14 protein-coding genes are annotated in these 18,627 nt (G+C 39.8%); 10 read left to right on the top strand and 4 right to left on the bottom strand.

Annotation, left to right across the window (positions count from 1 at the left end; translation table 11 throughout):
- Window positions 1-37: 37 nt before the first annotated feature.
- Window positions 38-292 (top strand): hypothetical protein, encoded by a 255-nt coding sequence (locus tag B4Z47_RS09665; RefSeq protein WP_070564909.1) that lies wholly within the window; start codon window positions 38-40, stop codon window positions 290-292.
- Here B4Z47_RS09665 and B4Z47_RS09660 read toward each other — a convergent pair.
- Window positions 285-4,664, bottom strand: a complete 4,380-nt coding sequence (locus tag B4Z47_RS09660) for a translocation/assembly module TamB domain-containing protein (protein WP_286727289.1) — start codon at window positions 4,662-4,664, stop codon at window positions 285-287. The genes B4Z47_RS09665 and B4Z47_RS09660 overlap by 8 nt on opposite strands.
- Before the next feature lie 52 nt (window positions 4,665-4,716).
- Between B4Z47_RS09660 and tsaD the strand changes: the two genes are divergently transcribed.
- Window positions 4,717-5,718, top strand: a complete 1,002-nt coding sequence (tsaD, locus tag B4Z47_RS09655) for a tRNA (adenosine(37)-N6)-threonylcarbamoyltransferase complex transferase subunit TsaD (RefSeq protein ID WP_046673959.1) — start codon at window positions 4,717-4,719, stop codon at window positions 5,716-5,718.
- A 67-nt stretch (window positions 5,719-5,785) separates the two neighbouring features.
- Here the strand turns inward: tsaD and B4Z47_RS09650 are convergent, their stop codons facing one another.
- The gene (locus B4Z47_RS09650) at window positions 5,786-6,607 is read right to left on the bottom strand and encodes a hypothetical protein (protein WP_070564915.1); all 822 of its coding nucleotides are present in this window, start codon (window positions 6,605-6,607) and stop codon (window positions 5,786-5,788) included.
- Window positions 6,608-6,679: 72 nt separating this feature from the next.
- On the opposite strand from B4Z47_RS09650, the gene B4Z47_RS09645 reads away from it, so the two are divergent.
- The gene (locus B4Z47_RS09645) at window positions 6,680-7,588 is read left to right on the top strand and encodes an energy transducer TonB (RefSeq protein WP_070564917.1); all 909 of its coding nucleotides are present in this window, start codon (window positions 6,680-6,682) and stop codon (window positions 7,586-7,588) included.
- 130 nt (window positions 7,589-7,718) lie between these two features.
- Window positions 7,719-8,225, top strand: coding sequence for a hypothetical protein (locus tag B4Z47_RS09640; RefSeq protein ID WP_286727287.1), 507 nt, complete (start codon window positions 7,719-7,721; stop codon window positions 8,223-8,225).
- Between the two features lie 83 nt (window positions 8,226-8,308).
- Here the strand turns inward: B4Z47_RS09640 and B4Z47_RS09635 are convergent, their stop codons facing one another.
- Together B4Z47_RS09635 and aspS are read right to left on the bottom strand one after the other, a co-directional pair.
- Complete coding sequence (locus B4Z47_RS09635) at window positions 8,309-9,697, bottom strand: LutB/LldF family L-lactate oxidation iron-sulfur protein (RefSeq protein ID WP_070564924.1); 1,389 nt, start codon at window positions 9,695-9,697, stop codon at window positions 8,309-8,311.
- Between the two features lie 96 nt (window positions 9,698-9,793).
- The gene (gene aspS / locus B4Z47_RS09630; RefSeq protein ID WP_070564927.1) at window positions 9,794-11,545 is read right to left on the bottom strand and encodes an aspartate--tRNA ligase; all 1,752 of its coding nucleotides are present in this window, start codon (window positions 11,543-11,545) and stop codon (window positions 9,794-9,796) included.
- A gap of 434 nt (window positions 11,546-11,979) precedes the next feature.
- Here aspS and mraZ point away from each other — a divergent pair, with 434 nt between their 5' ends.
- The 6 genes from mraZ to mraY are packed head-to-tail and all read left to right on the top strand — an operon-like array spanning window position 11,980 to window position 18,625.
- Window positions 11,980-12,441: a division/cell wall cluster transcriptional repressor MraZ gene (mraZ, locus tag B4Z47_RS09625; RefSeq protein WP_070564930.1), complete on the top strand. Its 462-nt coding sequence runs from the start codon at window positions 11,980-11,982 to the stop codon at window positions 12,439-12,441.
- Between the two features lie 4 nt (window positions 12,442-12,445).
- Entirely contained in the window at window positions 12,446-13,360 is a 915-nt protein-coding gene (rsmH, locus tag B4Z47_RS09620) for a 16S rRNA (cytosine(1402)-N(4))-methyltransferase RsmH (protein ID WP_070564933.1), read from the top strand.
- Between the two features lie 15 nt (window positions 13,361-13,375).
- Entirely contained in the window at window positions 13,376-13,789 is a 414-nt protein-coding gene (locus B4Z47_RS09615; protein WP_070564936.1) for an FtsL-like putative cell division protein, read from the top strand.
- A gap of 8 nt (window positions 13,790-13,797) precedes the next feature.
- Window positions 13,798-15,915, top strand: coding sequence for a penicillin-binding protein (locus tag B4Z47_RS09610; RefSeq protein WP_112373654.1), 2,118 nt, complete (start codon window positions 13,798-13,800; stop codon window positions 15,913-15,915).
- Entirely contained in the window at window positions 15,916-17,376 is a 1,461-nt protein-coding gene (locus tag B4Z47_RS09605) for a UDP-N-acetylmuramoyl-L-alanyl-D-glutamate--2,6-diaminopimelate ligase (protein WP_070564941.1), read from the top strand.
- Window positions 17,377-17,380: 4 nt separating this feature from the next.
- Window positions 17,381-18,625 (top strand): phospho-N-acetylmuramoyl-pentapeptide-transferase, encoded by a 1,245-nt coding sequence (gene mraY, locus B4Z47_RS09600; RefSeq protein ID WP_070564943.1) that lies wholly within the window; start codon window positions 17,381-17,383, stop codon window positions 18,623-18,625.
- Window positions 18,626-18,627 lie beyond the last annotated feature (2 nt).

The raw sequence follows: 18,627 nt of genomic DNA, 5'->3' as shown, positions 1-18,627 counted from the left end.
CGAATTTTTTAAATAAAAAAAGAGTCCTTCCATTTATTTGGAGGGACTTTTTTATTGCAGTCCGGTAGCGGATTATACACTATTCGTTTATAGTTGTTCAGCTCATCCACAGATCGCCTGTATAGGAAGTTATATGACGCTGGAAAAGGTCGACTGGTGGAATCGAGGCGGAGCTCAGAATAGGCGCAATGCGGTTGGGATTAAAGGTGGACTGCCAGAATTGAAAGAAGCCTACTGGAATGGCAAGAGACCTATTGAAATAGCAAAGGGATTATTCAGCAAGCTTAATTGACCTTGCTTTTCTTTGTTTCAACAGGAGCTGTTGTAATCGTCTTCTTACCAAAAGGGAATAGCCTTTTCAAGAACTCCGAGAAGGTGTTGAATTCTTGCCGATAGAGTAGTCCGAAAGCACTAATATATTCGCCGTCATTGGGGCTAAGAAGAAAGTTGCGTGTATTTAGGCGATTGGAAGCACGTAGGACCAAGCGTCCATCCTTTCTTAAATAAAACATAGCCTCGGCATCGGTTGAGACCCGATCCGAAAACACATTCAAATCTGTTAGCGCCTGACTTCTACGGTCGGAGATACCGCCTGTCAAAACAAGTCTGTCGTTGAATAGACGTAGTGAGGCAGATGCGTCATTTAAAGATTTGATATTAATATCAAAGAAATTGATGTTTAGCGATTGGGCTATGATGTTGTTGATTTGGTTGAATGCTATTTCAGTTCCTGCAGATAGCAAAGTGTTATTGACTTCTTTACCAAAGTCTGTCTGTGTGCCAGGTGTAAAACTTCGTCTCACGATTAGACTAAGCGCCTGTTGATTGACATTGTTGGCATCTGAAAAGTATCCCTGCAGTTCATCCTTAACTCCGGGGTTTTGTGGAAAGTTGATGTCAAACGTGATTTCCGGCTGACTTAACTGCCCTTTTAGGATCATATCGGCCTGTGCCAATACACGTTCAGGGTTTTCTTCCCGGCCTGCAGCATTATACAACGGTGCTAAGCTTGTTCTTTGTTGGTAGATGGCATTGATATTAATGTTCGCTTCAGTTGGGTTTCCCGCCCATCGTACTGTTCCGCCTTCTTTGAGATCAAAAATCTTGTTGATATAATCTTGAGCGGTGAAATTGAATTTTCCGCTGTTTATAATAAAATCCCCAAACATTTCAAAATCTCCCAATGAAGATATCCGCATGTTGAGATTGCTATTTCCCCTTCCTGATAACTCGCCCATACTGGAGAATAGATTTATTTCTGCATTCGGGTTGATCAAGAGGTCCATATTCATCGTCAGACCGTTGAAATCTCGTTTCTTAACGTTTTTCTTTGTTTTGGTCGAGTCTTTCTCAATAAAGTAGATAAAGTCCGTATCTGATATTGTACTGGCACTATTAAAGGGAATATTAATAACGGTGTTTTCTTCGGATTTAGCCCGTATATTGATATTCATGGCAGACGTTAGTCCTTTAAACTGAAAAGTGCCCGAAGCGTAAGCAGTGCCATAATATACATTATTGTCCTTTATTGTGGTATTTAATACCAGGAAATTCTTCGTCTCTGCAGTTACATCGATATCGGGATCACTCAGTTTGTTGAGATCTACAACGCCATCAATGGTTGCTATATTGTTTTTGGGATCGTATACTTTTAGCCCTGTGAGAAAAATTCGGTTATTGGTAACCGAAATTTCGTCAGAAAGTCGGTAGGGTGTTTTGAGGTAATTGATAACCATCGAAGCATTATCCAATTTTCCGGAACCTGTAATTTTGGGGTTCAGGATATCGCCTTCGATATCGAGGTCTGCATTGACCTTGCCCTGAATATTGGATACCAGGCTTCGTAAAAAGGGCTGGAAAACAAACACATCTGTGTTTACGAGTTTAGCTTTGAGATTAAGCTTATTGTTTTCACTTAAATGGTTATAGGAACCTTGTAACTGAATTAATTTATTTCCTTCCTCTATCTTGCTGTCTAGTTTTACCAGTTGATTCTCGGGGTCGTAGTTGGCACTCAGGGCTAGTGAGCCGATGGGAATATTGTTATAGAGGATAGGTGAAGTTTTTATATTGGCTACAACAAATGCAGCTTTGAATACAGAATTAACTTCAATATTTCCGTTTAAGTTGCCGGAGAGATTGATGCCATGTGGCTTGGTAATACCATTTAAGGATGTAAGATTAAAGTCCTGAAATTTGAGATTGATCTGATCACTGACTTCGTTTGACAGGATGCCATCGATATGAACTTTTTGTTCGTCATGACTCAGCGTCAGTTTTTCAAAGTACCATTTTCCTTTCGATATTTTCAATTGCGCATCATTATTGACAAGCCACCGCTCTTTATTGATTAAGATATTCGATGGATAGAAATTGATATAGGCAGGTTTGGCATGGGCAAAGCGTATAACGCCATTGAGATCCAGACTATTGCTCGCTTCAAGTTCCGACATTTTGATGTTGAATTGTAAACTGTCGTTTGCCAAGGTGTTTGAAATATTGACGTTTTTAATATAGGTACTGTCGGTAAAATTGATGCGATCGATGGAGGTCTGCAATTCCATATTTTTCAAATTGGCATTTTGATCCACAATCAGGTGAGTTAGTCGAATACCATTGTATTTGAATTCAGGTGCGTAAAAATTAAAACTGGCCGTTTGTTTTTCACTTTCAAATTTTGCATTGAGCGTCGCACCACTGTCTAGAGCAATGTCTTTTCGGAAGAATGTTGCGATCGGTTTAAAAGAAGTTATATTAATATTCAGGTCAAAGTCCTGGCGATTAAAAATGTTGTTTTCAAACCCGATTGCCGGAGCGTAGCGCATAGCTAAAGCTTTAAAATAAGGAACGATTGTATTGAGGTCTATTCTTCCTTTAAGATCAATGTGTCCGATAGCCGACTGCAAGGTAAGGGAGCGTGCATTTTCATCTCCTTCGGCAAGGAAATTGATATCGCGGATGACGAATTGACCCTTAGAGGAAGTGAAATTGACACTGTCTGATTTAAATTCACCGGTAACATTATTGATGTTGTCCCCAATTAAACTGGTGTGGAATTTCGTGTTAATAATATTGATGGAATCCCCCTGAAAGAAGTTGAGCTTTTTTAGATTCGCTTGTTGGATATCAGCATCCAGGTGATAGTTGGGTTTGACAGACCAATCGATATCTGTGGTAAACTGTAGTTTTAAATTTGGATCATATATTTGCCCTGAAGCAAGAACTAACTGTTTAGCTGTATTTCCTTCAATTTGTATATGTTGATAGCTGTAATTCTTGAAATTGAAATTACTGAGATCTCCTTTTATCTTTAAGCTCAGTTTCTTGGGGTCGGTACCTGTTCCGTCAACCTGTAGGTTGAAGCCTGTAGTTCCCAGATCTTTTAGTTTTGTTATCCTACCTACATCGAACTTTTTAGATTGAAAATTTCCCGCATATTTTATTTCCTTCTGGATATCCAATAAGGCGTCCGCTTCAACATTACCGATTGCAGTCGTGAATACTCCCTTGGTCTTAAATTTATTGTATAGGCCATTTAGGCTACCTTTGAATGAAAATTTGTCGAATATCTGAACAATTTCAGGGAGTTTAAAATTTTTTAGATTGCCGAGATCGCTAATAACGTCATTTAAGTCTTTGTGCTCAGATGAAATTACTACACTGGGAACAATAAATTTAGTTTTGTCAATATCAGGTAGACCGATAATCTGAAGCTTACCTGCCAAACTGGTTTTTTTTCCAATTGTTAAATCGACCTGTGATGCGTTGATGGAAGATACCGTTCCTTCTAAATTTGCGCGCTTGATATTCACGTCAAATTTGACTTGGTGCATAGGAGAGGAAAAGAAAGCAATATCCTCGGAGTGAATACGGGAGTCCCGAACACGAAGTTTTACATGAACTTTATTGATGAAGTCCGAAAAATCGTCAAAGCTGTTGTAGCTAAGCTTGATGTAATTTTTGAATGTAGAACGGTTGGTGGCTAGCATAAGCTCGCTGAGTTCAATGCTTGTCTTGCTTACTGTCGTTTGTCCAAGAAGGCCTTTGATCACTAGACCTTTCTTTTCGCGCAGATTGAATGTCTTTATGTTCGCCGAAATTTGATTGGAATCTATTTTTATCTTATCAAAATGGGCGTTAAGTTTGGAAATACCTAAATCTCCAAAATCGACCACTTTATTGTAATGCTTACGTCTATGATTAACATAGCTAAATGTATTGTTCTTAATAATCAGTTCCTTTATATCGAAGATGATTTTTTTTGAACTTTTCTTTTTTTCTTTTTTAGGTGGGTTAAAGTAACGGATTAAAAATGAGATATTGGAGCTGTCCTGAAATTGCTCAAAAGTGGCTTCGGTATCTTCAATGGTTAGTTTGTTGATCACAATTTTGTTCAATTCAATGAATTGAGAAAGGTTGACGTTGGCTTCTAACCTTCCTGATTTTAATATTTCTTTTCCTTGTGGACTATAGAGTTGAAAATCTTCTACTACAATAGATTTAAAAGGTTTGAAATAGATGCTTTTGAGGCTTATTTTAGTGTTTAGTTCGTTGGATAAATAGTCGACAGCTTTTTGGGCAACATAATTTTGTACCGGTTTCAACTGTAGTGATAACGCCAATGCAAGCAGTATAATGAATATACTACCAAGGACTATTGACACTATTTTAATTATTTTTTTGATACTTTTGTATTAAAATTTATTACCTCAAGCTATGGCTATTATTTTAGGGATTGAATCCTCTTGTGATGAAACCTCCGCTTCTATCTGTATTAACGGTGAAATTCATTCAAATGTTATTGCAACTCAGGCAATCCACGCAAAATATGGTGGAGTGATTCCCGAGCTTGCTTCACGTGCTCATCAACAAAATATTATTCCAACAGTGGAAGAAGCCATTCGCCAAGCAAAAGTAAGCAAAAATCAAATAGATGCAGTGAGTTTTACGCGGGGGCCTGGATTATTAGGTGCACTTTTGGTTGGAACATCATTTGCAAAATCATTTGCACTTGCACAGAATATCCCTTTAATTGACATAAATCATATGCAGGCGCATATCCTGGCTCATTTTATTGAGGATCCAAAGCCGAATTTTCCGTTTTTATGTCTTACTGTTTCTGGTGGTCATACGCAAATTGTATTGGTGAAAGATTATTTTGAAATGGAACTTTTGGGAGAAACATTGGATGACGCGGCAGGGGAGGCTTTTGATAAAACAGCTAAAATCCTGAATCTACCTTATCCCGGTGGACCGCTTATCGATAAATTTGCAAGAGAAGGTAATTCAGCCGCTTATAAGCTGCCCGAACCACAGATTCCAGGTCTTAATTTTAGTTTTTCAGGATTGAAAACTGCGATATTGTATTTGGTTCAAGATCAATTGAAGCAGAACCCAGATTTTCTGACACACCATATGGCCGACTTATGTGCTAGTGTACAATCGCGTATTGTATCAATCCTACTAAATAAATTGAAGAAAGCAGCAAAGGAAACTGGTGTTAAGGATATTGCTATCGCGGGTGGCGTTTCGGCGAACTCTGGCCTGAGGCAAAGCTTAATTGAAATGGGCGAGAAATACAATTGGAGGGTGTTTATCCCAAAATTTGAATATTGTACCGATAATGCAGCGATGATTGCTATTGCAGGTTATCACAAGTTTTTAAAGAAAGATTTCGTTGGTCAGGACGTTGCTCCTATGGCTAGGATGCATCTGTAGTTAATACGGGTATATGAGTTTCCCCGGACACTGTCCTTCGGTGCCGGGGAAACTTAAACTTGTTTATTTATAAGGGGGAACTGTACCCATAGGCTTGTGCCGCAGAGGTAAATAAATTTTTCTTTGGCTGGTAAAAGTTCAGTTCATAACCCTCAGCACCCCAAAAAATGCTGATAAAACTAATTCCTTGCTCAGAACGCAATATGGTTAGTATCTGAAAAGCCTCGTTGTCAAACTGACCGCCATCATCAACACGCCAAGTGCTGATATCATCGTATAAAGCCGGGAAATCCAAATTGATCAGCTGTTCGTCCTTTGCGTAGGAAAATACAGCTAAAGCAGAGTCTTGTTGATTTTCAAACACCGTAAGATTAAACTCGGACTGATCACTGAGGATCGCAACTGTCGTACTTTTATTAATCTTCCTATTGTATTTCTTTTCAAGCTGCTCCTTGATCTCTGGAGAAGTTTCTTTTTGAACTTTTGTAAACTTCTCAATTTTATACTGATCTATAAAAGCTTTGTTGACAAGCATACCAAATTCGCCAGACTTGATCGCGTCACTAATTTTAAATAACGAACCTTCACTATTCGCAAAGTTCTGGGCGGTCTGTCTTCCGTTACTCTCTTTGTTGTCCATTTTATTCTGAACAAATTCAAGCGGGCTTACCTGATTTTCCACAATCACATAGTTGTATTTTTCAGGTCCTTCCATCGCTTGATCCATAGGTAAAGCGATAAGTGAATCTTTTTGTTGGTTTAAAAAACCAAAATATGGCGAAATAGTCTTTTCCTTGTTTTCGTGTTTGATTGCAGTTTTGGATTGATTTTGATTATTCCCGCAAGCATACAATGTAAGTAGAAAAATAGCTGAAAAAAGTGACTTCATAAGTATTTTGAATTTTTTTGTGAAATATAAGGCTTTCGCTCATCATAATGAAAAGATTTAAACTTTAATGTTATGATGAACTCTAAATTGAATATCTACCGCAAAGAATGGCTGGACGTTATTTTTGCTGGTCGCAACAAAATGTACGGTGCTTACGAGTTGCGAAATCTCTCTGATAGAGCAACAAATATGGGGTTAGGAATTGTTGTTTCTTTTGCAGTTTTGCTGATTGCAGGATCCTATACATATAATAAATATTTTAAGCAAACTGTTCCGGCCGTGATTTATGAAGTACGAGATATTGGACCCGACATGCTGGAAGAAATTCAAAAGAAGGTGGAGGAAAAAGAGGAGGTTCCTGAAGAACCTGTTATGATGCAGGAAAAAGCTCCGCAGCAAGTTGCCCAAGATGTATCCAAATTTGATTTGGTTCGGATGCCCGATATAAAAGTGACCGCAGCGAGCAGAGTTACCGAAGAGCTTGTGAGTCAGGATGAGTTGAAAAACCCCAATACAATGACCTCAAGGATCACATTGAAAGCAAATCCATCGGGGACATATATTGCGCGCGGTGAATTTGGTTCTTCAAAAAGAGATGGTGATATTACTGGTTCTAAAGATGGTTCATTATCGGGAGGCGGAACTGATGATAATGCTAACAATACATTTACATCAGTAGAAATTATGCCAACACCTGTGGGGGGACTGCCTGCCTTTATGAAGTGGATCGCCGAGAATTACAACTTTCCACAACAGGCCTTAGACCAAGGAGTTTCGGGTGTTATAGAGGTTTCTTTTGTCGTTGAGAAAGATGGATCACTGACAGATATTGCTGTTAAACGTGATATGAAATTTGGTACGGGAGATGCTGCTATAAACTTATTGAAGAAAGCGAAAAAATGGAAACCAGGAGTGCAAAACGGGCTTAAAGTACGTGTAGCGTATACTTTACCGATTCGTTTAAGTGCTGTTTCCCAATAAATGGTTCTTAACTTTATTTAACAGATCATCAATTAAACTTTCGATAGCCGAGACGACTCTTACTGATAAATAAGTTGAAAATGAGTACTTATTAAAAAGAGTGATTGTTGGTTTTATAAAAAATAAAGAAATGAAAAAGTTGATGTTAAGTTTGGCGCTATCTGGATTGATGTTAGCCGGTTTCGCTCAAGAAAAAAAAGATGTTAAACCAGAAATGAAAGAAGTGCAAGCTTCTATGCATAAACATAAAACAGGAAGAATGCACGATAGTTTTAAAAATAAAACTCCAGAGGAAGTTGCTAAAATGAAAACTGATCGCATGGATCAAAAGTTGAAATTTACAGATAAACAGCGTAAAGATATCTATGCTTTTAATTTGAAGCAAGCAAAGGATCATCAGAAATTAGCTGCTGAACGCAAAGAATATCGAGCAAAAGTGAAAAAACAACGTGTGGCAGAACATGAAAAAATGATGGGAATGTTAACTCCAGAGCAACAAAAAACGTTAAAGGATTCCTATGCTGAAAATCGTAAAATGCACAAAGAACATTGGAAAAGAGACGGACAGCTGAAAAGAAAGGACTTTAGAAAAGGAGAAGTGAATAAAACAAATGATGCTGAAGTAAAAGCTTCATAACAATTAAACAAGGATAGTTTTCATATTAAATAGTGGTGAGTGTTAGTAGAGGAGGGAACCATTGGTTCCCTCTTTCTTTTTTGTTATTCTTTATTTTTTTGATGTTCTTTCCATTGTTTAGAGAAAGATTTGTCTGCCAATTTTGGTAGTTCCCGTTGATCTCCCCAGGTTTTCTGAAAGAGTTTTTTGAGGAAGAAATTCTTGAATTTTCCGCCAAAGAAATCAATCAGTTTTCTTCGCATTATCCCGTAGGTGAACCACTGCCAGACTTTTTGTTCCGTTTTTGTTGCCAGCCCCTGATCAACTGAATCTTTTCTGTTGACGAGAAGCATGCGCTGTATGTCAATACCAACGGGGCAGACCTCGGTGCATTTTCCGCAGAGTGTGGAGGCGTAGCTCAGGTGTTTGAATTCCTTCATGCCATTTAAATGCGGCGATATCAACGATCCAATAGGTCCTTGATAAGTCGTTTCATAGGTATGTCCACCGATGTTCTGGTAGATTGGACATACATTCAGACAGGCGCCACAACGGATGCAGTACAAACCCTGACGTTGTTCTTTTTGCGCTAAGAGCTTGCTGCGGCCATTGTCAAGCAGTATAACATACATTTCTTCGGGGCCATCTGATTCATAAGGCTGTTTTGGCCCAGTGAGTAGCGTATTGTATACTGTTAGATTTTGACCCGTGCCATGTGTGGACAGGAGTGGCCAAAAGACTTCTAAATCTTGTACATTGGGAATGATTTTTTCTATTCCAACGACGGCGATATGTGTTTTGGGGAAGGTCGATGTCAATCGGGCGTTTCCTTCATTTTCGGTAATTGCTATACTTCCAGTTTCAGCAATTAAGAAATTGGCTCCAGTAATCCCAATTTCTGCCGATAGGTAACGATCTCGAAGTAATTCACGGGCCTTCATTGTAAGTTGCTCCGCAGATGCATCTAGTGGTGTGTCAAATTTTTCGTGAAAAAGCTTGGCAATATCTTCCAGGCTCAAATGCATGGCCGGTGTAACAAAATGATAGGGCTTTTGATCCAGCAGCTGAATGATATACTCGCCAAGATCAGTTTCTATGGCTTCAATATTTTTGGAAGCCAGAAAATGATTAAGCTCAATCTCTTCTGTCGCCATCGATTTTGACTTTACGACAGATTTTGCTTTTTTACGTGCAATGATCGAATAGATTTCGTCCAAGGCTTCCGTAGCATCATTGGCCCAGATTACTTTTCCGCCTCGAGCCGTGAAGTTTGCTTCAAATTGCAACAAATAGCGATCGAGATTTTCCATGACCTTCCATTTGATCAGGTTCGCTTTTATCTTACTATTTTCAAGGTCCGCAAATTTGCTCTTGCCTTTTTCGAAAGCCATGCTGTATTTGTCGATATTGTAATTGATAATATCGCGGTGTTTGGTGTCAAATGCTTTTTGCGCACTTTCCTTAATAAACGTATTAGCGGTACTCTCTGCCATCTAATCTGCTAATTTTTCACAAAAAAAGTTGGTAAAAATTACCAACTTTTAAATATACTGTTAATAAATTGTTTCTCGAAAATCGAGTTAAATAATTTATGCTTTTATCGCAATATTTAAGCTTAGCTCGTCCAGTTGCTCTTGGTGAATGGTTGACGGTGCGTCAATCATAACATCTCTTCCCGAATTGTTTTTTGGGAAGGCAATCACGTCGCGGATGGAATCTAAACCTGCCAATAAGGATACGAGTCGGTCAAAGCCAAAAGCCAATCCGCCGTGTGGGGGAGCCCCATAGGTAAAGGCTTCCATCAGGAATCCAAATTGTTTTTTTGCTTCTTCAGGGCTGAATCCCAAATGTTTGAACATGAGCGATTGAAGGTCTCTGTCGTGGATACGGATTGATCCACCGCCTACTTCTACACCGTTTAAAACAAAGTCATAGGCATTTGCTCTCACTTCTCCAGGGTTGGTATCTAAAAGTGGGATGTCTTCCGGTTTTGGAGATGTGAACGGATGGTGCATGGCATGGAAACGGCCACTTTCTTCGTCCCATTCCAATAGTGGAAAATCAACAACCCATAATGGAGCAAAGGTTTCTTTGTTGCGGAAACCAAGTTGTGACGCAACTTCAAGGCGTAATTCATTGAGTTGTTTGCGAACTTTGTCTGTTCCACCAGCCATAATTAACAATAGGTCGCCAGGTTTCGCGTGGAACGCTTCTGCAATTGCCGACAGTTGTTCTGGTGTGAAAAATTTATCAACGGACGACTTCACTGAACCGTCTTCATTCACACGCGCATATACCAAGCCTGTTGCGCCAATCTGTGGACGCTTGATAAAATCTGTCAATGCATCCAGTTGTTTTCTGGTATAATGTGCACAATTTTCCGCATTGATACCAACCACTAACTCTGCTGCATCAAATACAGGGAAACCTTTTCCTTTGGCAACCTCGTTTAGTTCAACAAACTGCATTCCGAAACGGATATCCGGTTTGTCTGATCCGTAAAGGCGCATCGCATCTGCGTAAGTCATACGCGGAACATTGCCTAAGTCGATACCTTTGATTGTTTTGAAGATATGTTTTGCAAGTCCTTCAAAGATATTTAATACATCTTCCTGTTCTACAAAAGACATTTCACAGTCTATTTGCGTGAATTCTGGTTGGCGGTCTGCACGCAAATCTTCATCACGAAAACATTTTACAATTTGAAAATAGCGATCAAATCCTGAAACCATCAATAATTGTTTGAAGGTCTGTGGGGATTGTGGTAACGCATAAAATTCTCCAGGATTCATACGGGAAGGTACGACAAAGTCGCGTGCTCCCTCCGGAGTTGATTTAATCAGGTATGGAGTTTCTACTTCCAGGAAGTTTTGGGAGTCAAGATAACGGCGTACCTCTTGTGAGGTCTTATGACGTAAAATAAGGTTTTCACGTACGGGGTTACGACGCAAATCCAGGTATCTGAACTTCATTCTGATGTCATCACCACCATCTGTTTCATCTTCTATTGTAAAAGGAGGTAATTTAGCGGCATTTAATATTTCAAGATTTGAAACCTTGATTTCAATATCTCCAGTGGAGATTTTAGCATTTTTATTAGAGCGTTCGATAACTTCTCCAGTTACCTTGATGACATATTCTCTTCCGAGCTCACGGGCACTTGCGCGCAAGGAAGCATCATCATCTGCATTGAACGTTAATTGTGTGATACCATATCGGTCTCTAACATCGATGAAAGTCATACCGCCCAAATCGCGCGATTTTTGAACCCATCCACTTAGGGTAACCGTTTTCCCTAAGTCAGCTAGTGTTAATTCTCCACAAGTGTGTGTTCTGTGCATATCGTTATGAAAATTATATTTGACGCAAAATTATTGGTTTTACTCGACAATAACGAATTCTGTTCAGGTTATTTGAGGAGCCTTCTCCCACTTTCTGCCACATCTTTTGTTTCTGTTTTTGACTCCTCCCACTTTGCCCCCTTTTGGGACAAAAATTGGCTAAAATTAAATTTCTAAAGAGGAAATTTTTACAATTCATTGCTGATTTTGATAAAAAAAGAGCAAAAAATCACTTCTGGCGTAATAGCTTATTTTTCAGGAAAATTGGCTTTTAACTGCTTGTAAATAAGGTTTTACATGTGTTTTTTTTGAAGTCGACTTCTGTTTGTTGTAGCGATTTGTTGATGTGGAAAACTTTTTTATGTTATAAAGTGGGGGAAAGTGGGAGAAAGTGTATACTTTTACATTTAAATTAGAATAGGATAATTGACGACATGACTCAGTTGATCGGAGAATTCGAATGCAAGTTAGACGCCAAAGGAAGAATGGTGTTACCAGCTGCGCTCAAGAGGCAAATGCCTCATGTAGAGCGGGATGGTCTTGTGGTGAATCGCGGTTTTGAGAAACATCTTGTATTTTATCCAAGGGAAGAGTGGGATTTGATGACGGCTAAACTGGCTAAATTGAATCAATTCGATCCTAAAGTTCGGGCGTTTGTCCGTGCTTTTACGCGTGGCGCTACGGAATTGACATTGGATGCTGCGGGTCGTGTTTTGTTGCCCAAAAGTTTGCTGGAATTTGCAGGAATAAGCACTGAGCTGGTTTTGGCTTGTCAATTTAATAAGATTGAGGTTTGGTCAAAAGAAGGGTATGAGGAATTGATGGGTGATGGCGGTGTAGAGGATATATCATCTTTGGCTGCGGAGGTAATGGGAGATATTAATTTTGGACTATAAGCGTATGGAGAATGTATATCATGTTCCGGTAATGTTACAAGAATGCATGGATGCTTTGGCTATTAAGCCGGATGGTATTTATGTGGATGTGACTTTTGGTGGTGGTGGCCATTCTCGAGAGATTCTGAAGAGATTAGGGCCGAAGGGGAAGTTGTTTGCTTTTGATCAGGATCCGGATGCGTTGGAAAATGCAATTGACGATCCTCGCTTTACGTTGATACACCAAAACTTTAGGTTTCTAAAGAATAGCCTTCGTTTGGAAGGTGTACGTTCTGTAGATGGTATTTTAGCAGATCTAGGTGTTTCTTCGCATCAATTCGATGCTGCAGATCGTGGCTTTTCTATTCGCTTTGATGCAGACTTGGATATGCGTATGGATCAGGTGGGCGATTTGGATGCAAAGTCGCTTTTGGCAACCTATTCGGAGGAGGATCTGCATCGTATTTTTGGTATGTATGGTGAAATCATGAACGCTAAATCGCTTGCGAAAACAATTGTTACTGCGCGTTTGTCACAGCCGATCCAGACTGTTGCTGAATTGAAAGAGGTGATTCAACGTATGGTTCCAAAGGGTAAAGAACATAAGTACCATGCGCAGGTATTTCAGGCTCTTCGTATCGAAGTGAATCGCGAGTTGGAGGCGTTGCAGGAATTTTTGTTGCAGACAGTTGATGTACTCCGTGTTGAGGGCCGATTGGCTGTGATGTCCTATCACTCTTTGGAGGACCGTTTGGTTAAGAATTTTATGGCCAAAGGTAAGTTTAAAGGGGAAGTTGAAAAGGATTTTTTTGGAAATGAAATTAAGCCATTTCATGTGTTGAGCCGTAAAGCAATTACGGCATCTGCACAAGAGTTGGCGATAAATAATAGATCGCGCAGTGCGAAACTGCGTATTGCTGAAAAGTTGAATTTGTCTTAAAAATGGAGCGAGAGGATGAGCAGAAATACGATAAGACAGAAAGAATTGAGTGAAGAAGTTCAGGAGGAACTGCAAGAAACTGTCGAGGAAAAGGCGGAAGAAACAGAAGCGTTTATTAAAACGCTTTTTACCGTTGGAGACCTTTCGTTAAATAAAATATTGCATTACTTGCCTTTCGGAGCTTTTGTTGCCTTTCTGATGTTACTGTATATTTCCAATCGTCATTTTGCAGAGCGAACTATTCGGAGTATCGATAAAGTGAGTAAAGAGGTAAAGGAATTGGGCTGGGATCATAAGTCTCTCTCTGCCGAACTGATGAAAATGTCTACACAGACAGAAATTGCCAAACGTGTCGATTCTTTGGGGTTGAAAGAGCGTGTGGAACCACCGATCAAGATTGAAGTTATAGAGAATAAAGAAGATAAATAGGAAGAGTTATGAGTATCAGAAATACGATTCTTGTGCGTGTCTATTTTGCTTTTGGGCTTATCGTACTACTTGCGTTTTTGGTATTTGGAAAAATGGCCAAGTTGCAGTATGTCGATGGAGAGCATTGGAAAGCTTTAGCGGATAGCCTTTCTATTCAGGAACGGGAGGTGGAAGCTGCTCGTGGTAATATTTATTCAAATGACGGAAGCTTATTGGCTACTTCGGTGCCTGAATATGAGCTTCGTTTTGATGCAATGGCGATTCCCGAAGAAGATGAAGAGTATTTCAATTTGAAAGTTGACTCCTTGGCTATTAAACTTGCTGATTTTTTTAAAGATAAATCATCTCGGCAGTATTTGACATTATTAAAACAGGCACGGAATAAAAAGCAGCGCTACTTGTTGCTCAAACGTAATGTGTCACACCAAGATTTAAAGCGGGTAAAACAATTCCCTTTACTTAAATCTGCACGTGTCAATAAAGAACGTTTTCCAAGTTGTTTGATTACAGATAGGCAGAATAAGCGTATTTTACCTTTTGTCAATCTCGCTGCGAGAACCATCGGTTATAAAAATGTGAAAGAAAATATTCATGTTGGTTTGGAAGGGGCATATGGCGAATATATCGACGGAAGAAGCGGAAAGAGGTTAATGCAGCGTATTGCTGGTGGGGTATGGATTCCTGTTAACAAAGATATTGAGGTTGCCCCGGTTGATGGGTCTGATATTATCTCTACTATTGATGTGAATATGCAGGATATGGCGCAAAGGGCTCTGGAGAAGCAGATGATTACGAGTAATGCGGATGAGGGCTGTGTTGTGATGATGGAGGTGAAAACAGGCGAGGTGCGTGCGGTGGCTAATTTTATGCGCGATAAAGACGGAGTCTACCGTGAAAAGTTCAATCTTGCAATAGCACAAAGTGCAGATCCAGGTTCAACATTTAAGTTAGCTTCTTATCTGGCTTTGATTGATGATAAGAAAATAGACTCGAGTACAACTGTGAATATTGGTAATGGTAACTGGCCAATTTATAAGCATACGATTCGTGATTCACATGCGCCTAAGAAGTCTATAATTTCAGCGAAAAGGGCTTTTGAGGAGTCGTCGAATGTGGGTGTTACGAAGTTTGTATATCAAGCTTATAAGGATAACCCGGATCAGTTTACATCAAAGCTACATTCTTTTGGTTTTGGTAAGACGCTCGATCTACAGATTCCCGGAGAAGGTGTGCCTTTGGTGAAAACGTCGAAAAGCAAAAGCTGGAGCGGGTTATCGTTGGTACAGATGGCTTACGGCTATGAAATGAAAATTACACCATTGCAAACGTTGACATTTTATAATGCTGTCGCAAATAACGGAAAGTTGATAGCGCCGCTATTTGTTAAGGAAATTCGGCATTTAGGAAATACAATTCAAACGTTTCAAGCGAAAGTGATTAACGAAAAGATCGCTTCGGATCATGCTTTAGCAGAGGTGAGGGGAATGATGGAAGGTGTTATGACTGAAGGAACAGGTAGAAGTGTTGCTAGTCCGTTATATAGCTCTGGTGGTAAAACAGGTACAGCACAGATGGCTGATGGTTCGAGAGGGTACGGTGCCAGACGATATCAATCTTCATTCGCGGGGTATTTTCCTGCGGAGGATCCAAAATATTCCATTATTGTGGTAATCCGTAACCCGAGAAATGGATACTATGGTGCATCGATTGCAGGGCCCGTGTTTAAAGAGCTTGCAGACATGGTATATGCAAACGATATGGAAATGGAGGGGAAAAAGACGTTTAAAGCGGTCAATGTAGGCGGAAGAATGCCATTGACTTTGCAGGGTTCGAAGGAAGCTAGTAAAAAAGTGTACGATAGGTTGGGAATTAATACCGTGAATTGGGATACAATTGCCCGAGGAGAGGTGGATACCTCTACACGAGGCGTGCCATTTATGGATTTAAAATATAAAGAAGGAATTGTTCCGAATGTGGTTGGCATGGGTTTGATGGATGCTTTATATGTTGTGGAGAATGCCGGATTTAAGGCGCACGTGACGGGAAAAGGAAGAGTTGGAATACAGTCGTTAGCTGCGGGGCAAAAACTGCCTTTTGGAACGGCGATAAATTTAGAACTTAAGTAAATGATGGATTTAAAAAAAGTATTGCATGCTATCCCTGTACAGCAGGTTGTAGGGAACCTCGAAGAGGTTGATGTGCACTCTTTGTGCTTTGATTCCAGAAAAGTGGAGTTGGGAAGTTTGTTTATCGCAGTGCGGGGTGTTCAAACAGATGGTCACTTGTTTGTAGACAAGGCAATTACCTCGGGAGCAAGAGCCGTTATTGTAGAGGAGTTGCCCGAAGAGACGTTAGACTCTGTCGCTTATATCTTGGTGGCTGATTCTGCTTATGCTTTAGGGGTTGCTGCGGCTAATTTCTACGAAAATCCTGCTGAGCAGTTGAAACTTGTTGGGGTGACCGGTACGAATGGTAAAACGACAGTAGCCACATTGTTGTTTCAGCTGTTTACTGAGCTAGGCTACCATGTAGGCTTATTATCTACAGTACAAAACCAAATTGGAACAAAGATTATACCAGCAACGCATACAACACCAGACCCTATTCAATTGAATAAATTGTTACGGGATATGGTTGATGATGGCTGTGATTATGCGTTTATGGAGGTTAGTTCGCATGCTGTCGTTCAGGAACGTATTGCAGGCTTGGTGTTTGCGGGTGCAATATTCACGAACATTACGCATGATCACCTGGATTTCCATAAAACTTTTGATAACTATATTAAAGCGAAAAAGAAGTTTTTTGACGATCTGGATGCGAATGCTTTTGCTTTGACGAATGCTGACGATAGAAATGGTCAGGTCATGCTTCAAAATACAGTGGCACATCGGAAAAGCTATGGCTTACGTTCTGGAGCGGATTTTAAAGCAAAGGTGATCGAAAGCCATTTCGATGGTATGTTGATGAGTGTTGATGGACAGGAAGTATGGGTAAAATTGATCGGCGATTTCAACGCATATAACCTTTTGGCGGTTTATGGTGCCGCTATCTTGCTTGAGCAGGAAACGGTGAAAGTATTGACCGCACTCAGTACCTTGAAGGGGGCAGAGGGGCGGTTTGAAACGATGAAATCGACTTCTGGTGTTTTTGGAATTGTGGACTATGCGCATACTCCTGACGCAGTTGAAAATGTATTGAAGACCATCAGTTCATTGCGACGTCCAGAACAAAAAATTATTACTGTATTGGGATGCGGAGGCGATCGGGACAAAACTAAACGACCTGAAATGGCTGAAGCGGCTCTGCGTTATAGTGATCGATTTTTGATTACGTCCGACAATCCGCGTACAGAAGATCCTTATCAGATTATTAAAGATATTGAAGCCGGTGTGGCAGCAGACCAAAAGGCGAAGACGCTTTCTATAGCTGATCGTAAGGAAGCGATAAGGACAGCATATCAGCTGGCTAATCCTGGGGATATTATCCTGGTTGCAGGAAAAGGGCATGAGAAATATCAAGATATAAATGGTGTAAGACATCATTTTGATGATAAAGAAGTTTTAGAGAATACATTTAACGAACAATAGAAATATGTTATACCATCTTTTTACGTGGCTTAGCGAATATATTCATATACCTGGAGGAGGTTTGTTTCAATACATCTCTTTTAGGACATCTATGGCTGTAATCGCTTCATTGATTATTACCACGGTTTTTGGGGGAAAATTGATTCAATTCTTGCATAATAAGCAAGTTGGAGAGACAATTCGTGATTTGGGGCTTGAAGGAGAAAAAAAGAAAGCTGGTACGCCGACAATGGGTGGGATCATCATTATTGCAGGTATTCTTATCCCTACCTTGTTATTTGCTAAATTGACGAATATCTATGTGATTATCATGGTTGTGACAACACTTTGGATGGGCGCAATTGGATTTTTAGATGATTATATCAAGGTCTTTCGACATAATAAAGAAGGCTTAGCTGGTAAGTTTAAAGTTGTTGGACAAGTTGGCTTGGGAGCAATAATTGCTTGTACGATGTACTTTCATCCAGATATCGTAGTTCGAAAAGGGGTCGATAAACCAACCTCTACCAAGCCTGTTGAAGTGGTTATCAATGAAGGTACAGGTGAGAAGACCTACGCTGAAAACGTAAAATCATCGAAGACGAATATTCCGTTTTATAAAAATAATGAGTTTGATTATGCCAAGGTGTTTAAAATATTTGGACTACAGAGCGATTATCTGACTTTTATCGTCTTTTTAGTTGTTGTTATTTTTATCGTTACGGCAGTTTCAAACGGCGCAAATATTACGGACGGTATCGATGGTTTAGCCACGAGTACATCCGCTATCATTGGTGTTACTTTAGCCATTTTAGCGTACGTGTCGGGTAACGTGATCTTTTCAGATTACCTCAATATTATGTATATCCCCAATTCCGGAGAACTCGTGATTTTCGCTGGGGCATTTGTTGGCGCTTGCGTAGGTTTCTTATGGTATAATACGTATCCTGCTCAAGTTTTTATGGGTGATACGGGAAGTTTAGCGATCGGCGGTATTATTGCTGCCTTTGCTATTTTGATCCGGAAAGAATTATTGATCCCAATTTTGTGTGGTGTGTTTCTGTTGGAAAACCTTTCGGTTATTCTTCAGGTGTCGTATTTCAAATACACGAAGAAGAAATATGGTGAGGGTAGACGGATCTTTTTGATGTCACCATTGCACCATCACTTTCAGAAGAAGGGGTATCATGAAGCGAAAATTGTAACACGTTTTGTTATTGTAGGAATCATATTGGCCATTCTTACTATTGTAACATTGAAAATTAGATAATG

Origin of the sequence: Sphingobacterium sp. UBA2610, from assembly GCF_002339225.1 — a bacterium.
GTDB lineage: Bacteria > Bacteroidota > Bacteroidia > Sphingobacteriales > Sphingobacteriaceae > Sphingobacterium > Sphingobacterium multivorum.
This window is presented reverse-complemented; position numbering and strand designations above follow the sequence as displayed.

Bases quoted from the DNA above. Each gene is read 5' to 3' on its own strand.
- B4Z47_RS09635 (WP_070564924.1), bottom strand. From the start codon at position 9,697: ATGGCAGAGAGTACCGCTAATACGTTTATTAAGGAAAGTGCGCAAAAA.
- B4Z47_RS09645 (WP_070564917.1), top strand. From the start codon at position 6,680: ATGATGAACTCTAAATTGAATATCTACCGCAAAGAATGGCTGGACGTT.
- B4Z47_RS09640 (WP_286727287.1), top strand. From the start codon at position 7,719: ATGAAAAAGTTGATGTTAAGTTTGGCGCTATCTGGATTGATGTTAGCC.
- B4Z47_RS09605 (WP_070564941.1), top strand. From the start codon at position 15,916: ATGATGGATTTAAAAAAAGTATTGCATGCTATCCCTGTACAGCAGGTT.
- aspS (WP_070564927.1), bottom strand. From the start codon at position 11,545: ATGCACAGAACACACACTTGTGGAGAATTAACACTAGCTGACTTAGGG.
- mraY (WP_070564943.1), top strand. From the start codon at position 17,381: ATGTTATACCATCTTTTTACGTGGCTTAGCGAATATATTCATATACCT.
- mraZ (WP_070564930.1), top strand. From the start codon at position 11,980: ATGACTCAGTTGATCGGAGAATTCGAATGCAAGTTAGACGCCAAAGGA.
- rsmH (WP_070564933.1), top strand. From the start codon at position 12,446: ATGGAGAATGTATATCATGTTCCGGTAATGTTACAAGAATGCATGGAT.
- B4Z47_RS09615 (WP_070564936.1), top strand. From the start codon at position 13,376: ATGAGCAGAAATACGATAAGACAGAAAGAATTGAGTGAAGAAGTTCAG.
- B4Z47_RS09610 (WP_112373654.1), top strand. From the start codon at position 13,798: ATGAGTATCAGAAATACGATTCTTGTGCGTGTCTATTTTGCTTTTGGG.
- tsaD (WP_046673959.1), top strand. From the start codon at position 4,717: ATGGCTATTATTTTAGGGATTGAATCCTCTTGTGATGAAACCTCCGCT.
- B4Z47_RS09650 (WP_070564915.1), bottom strand. From the start codon at position 6,607: ATGAAGTCACTTTTTTCAGCTATTTTTCTACTTACATTGTATGCTTGC.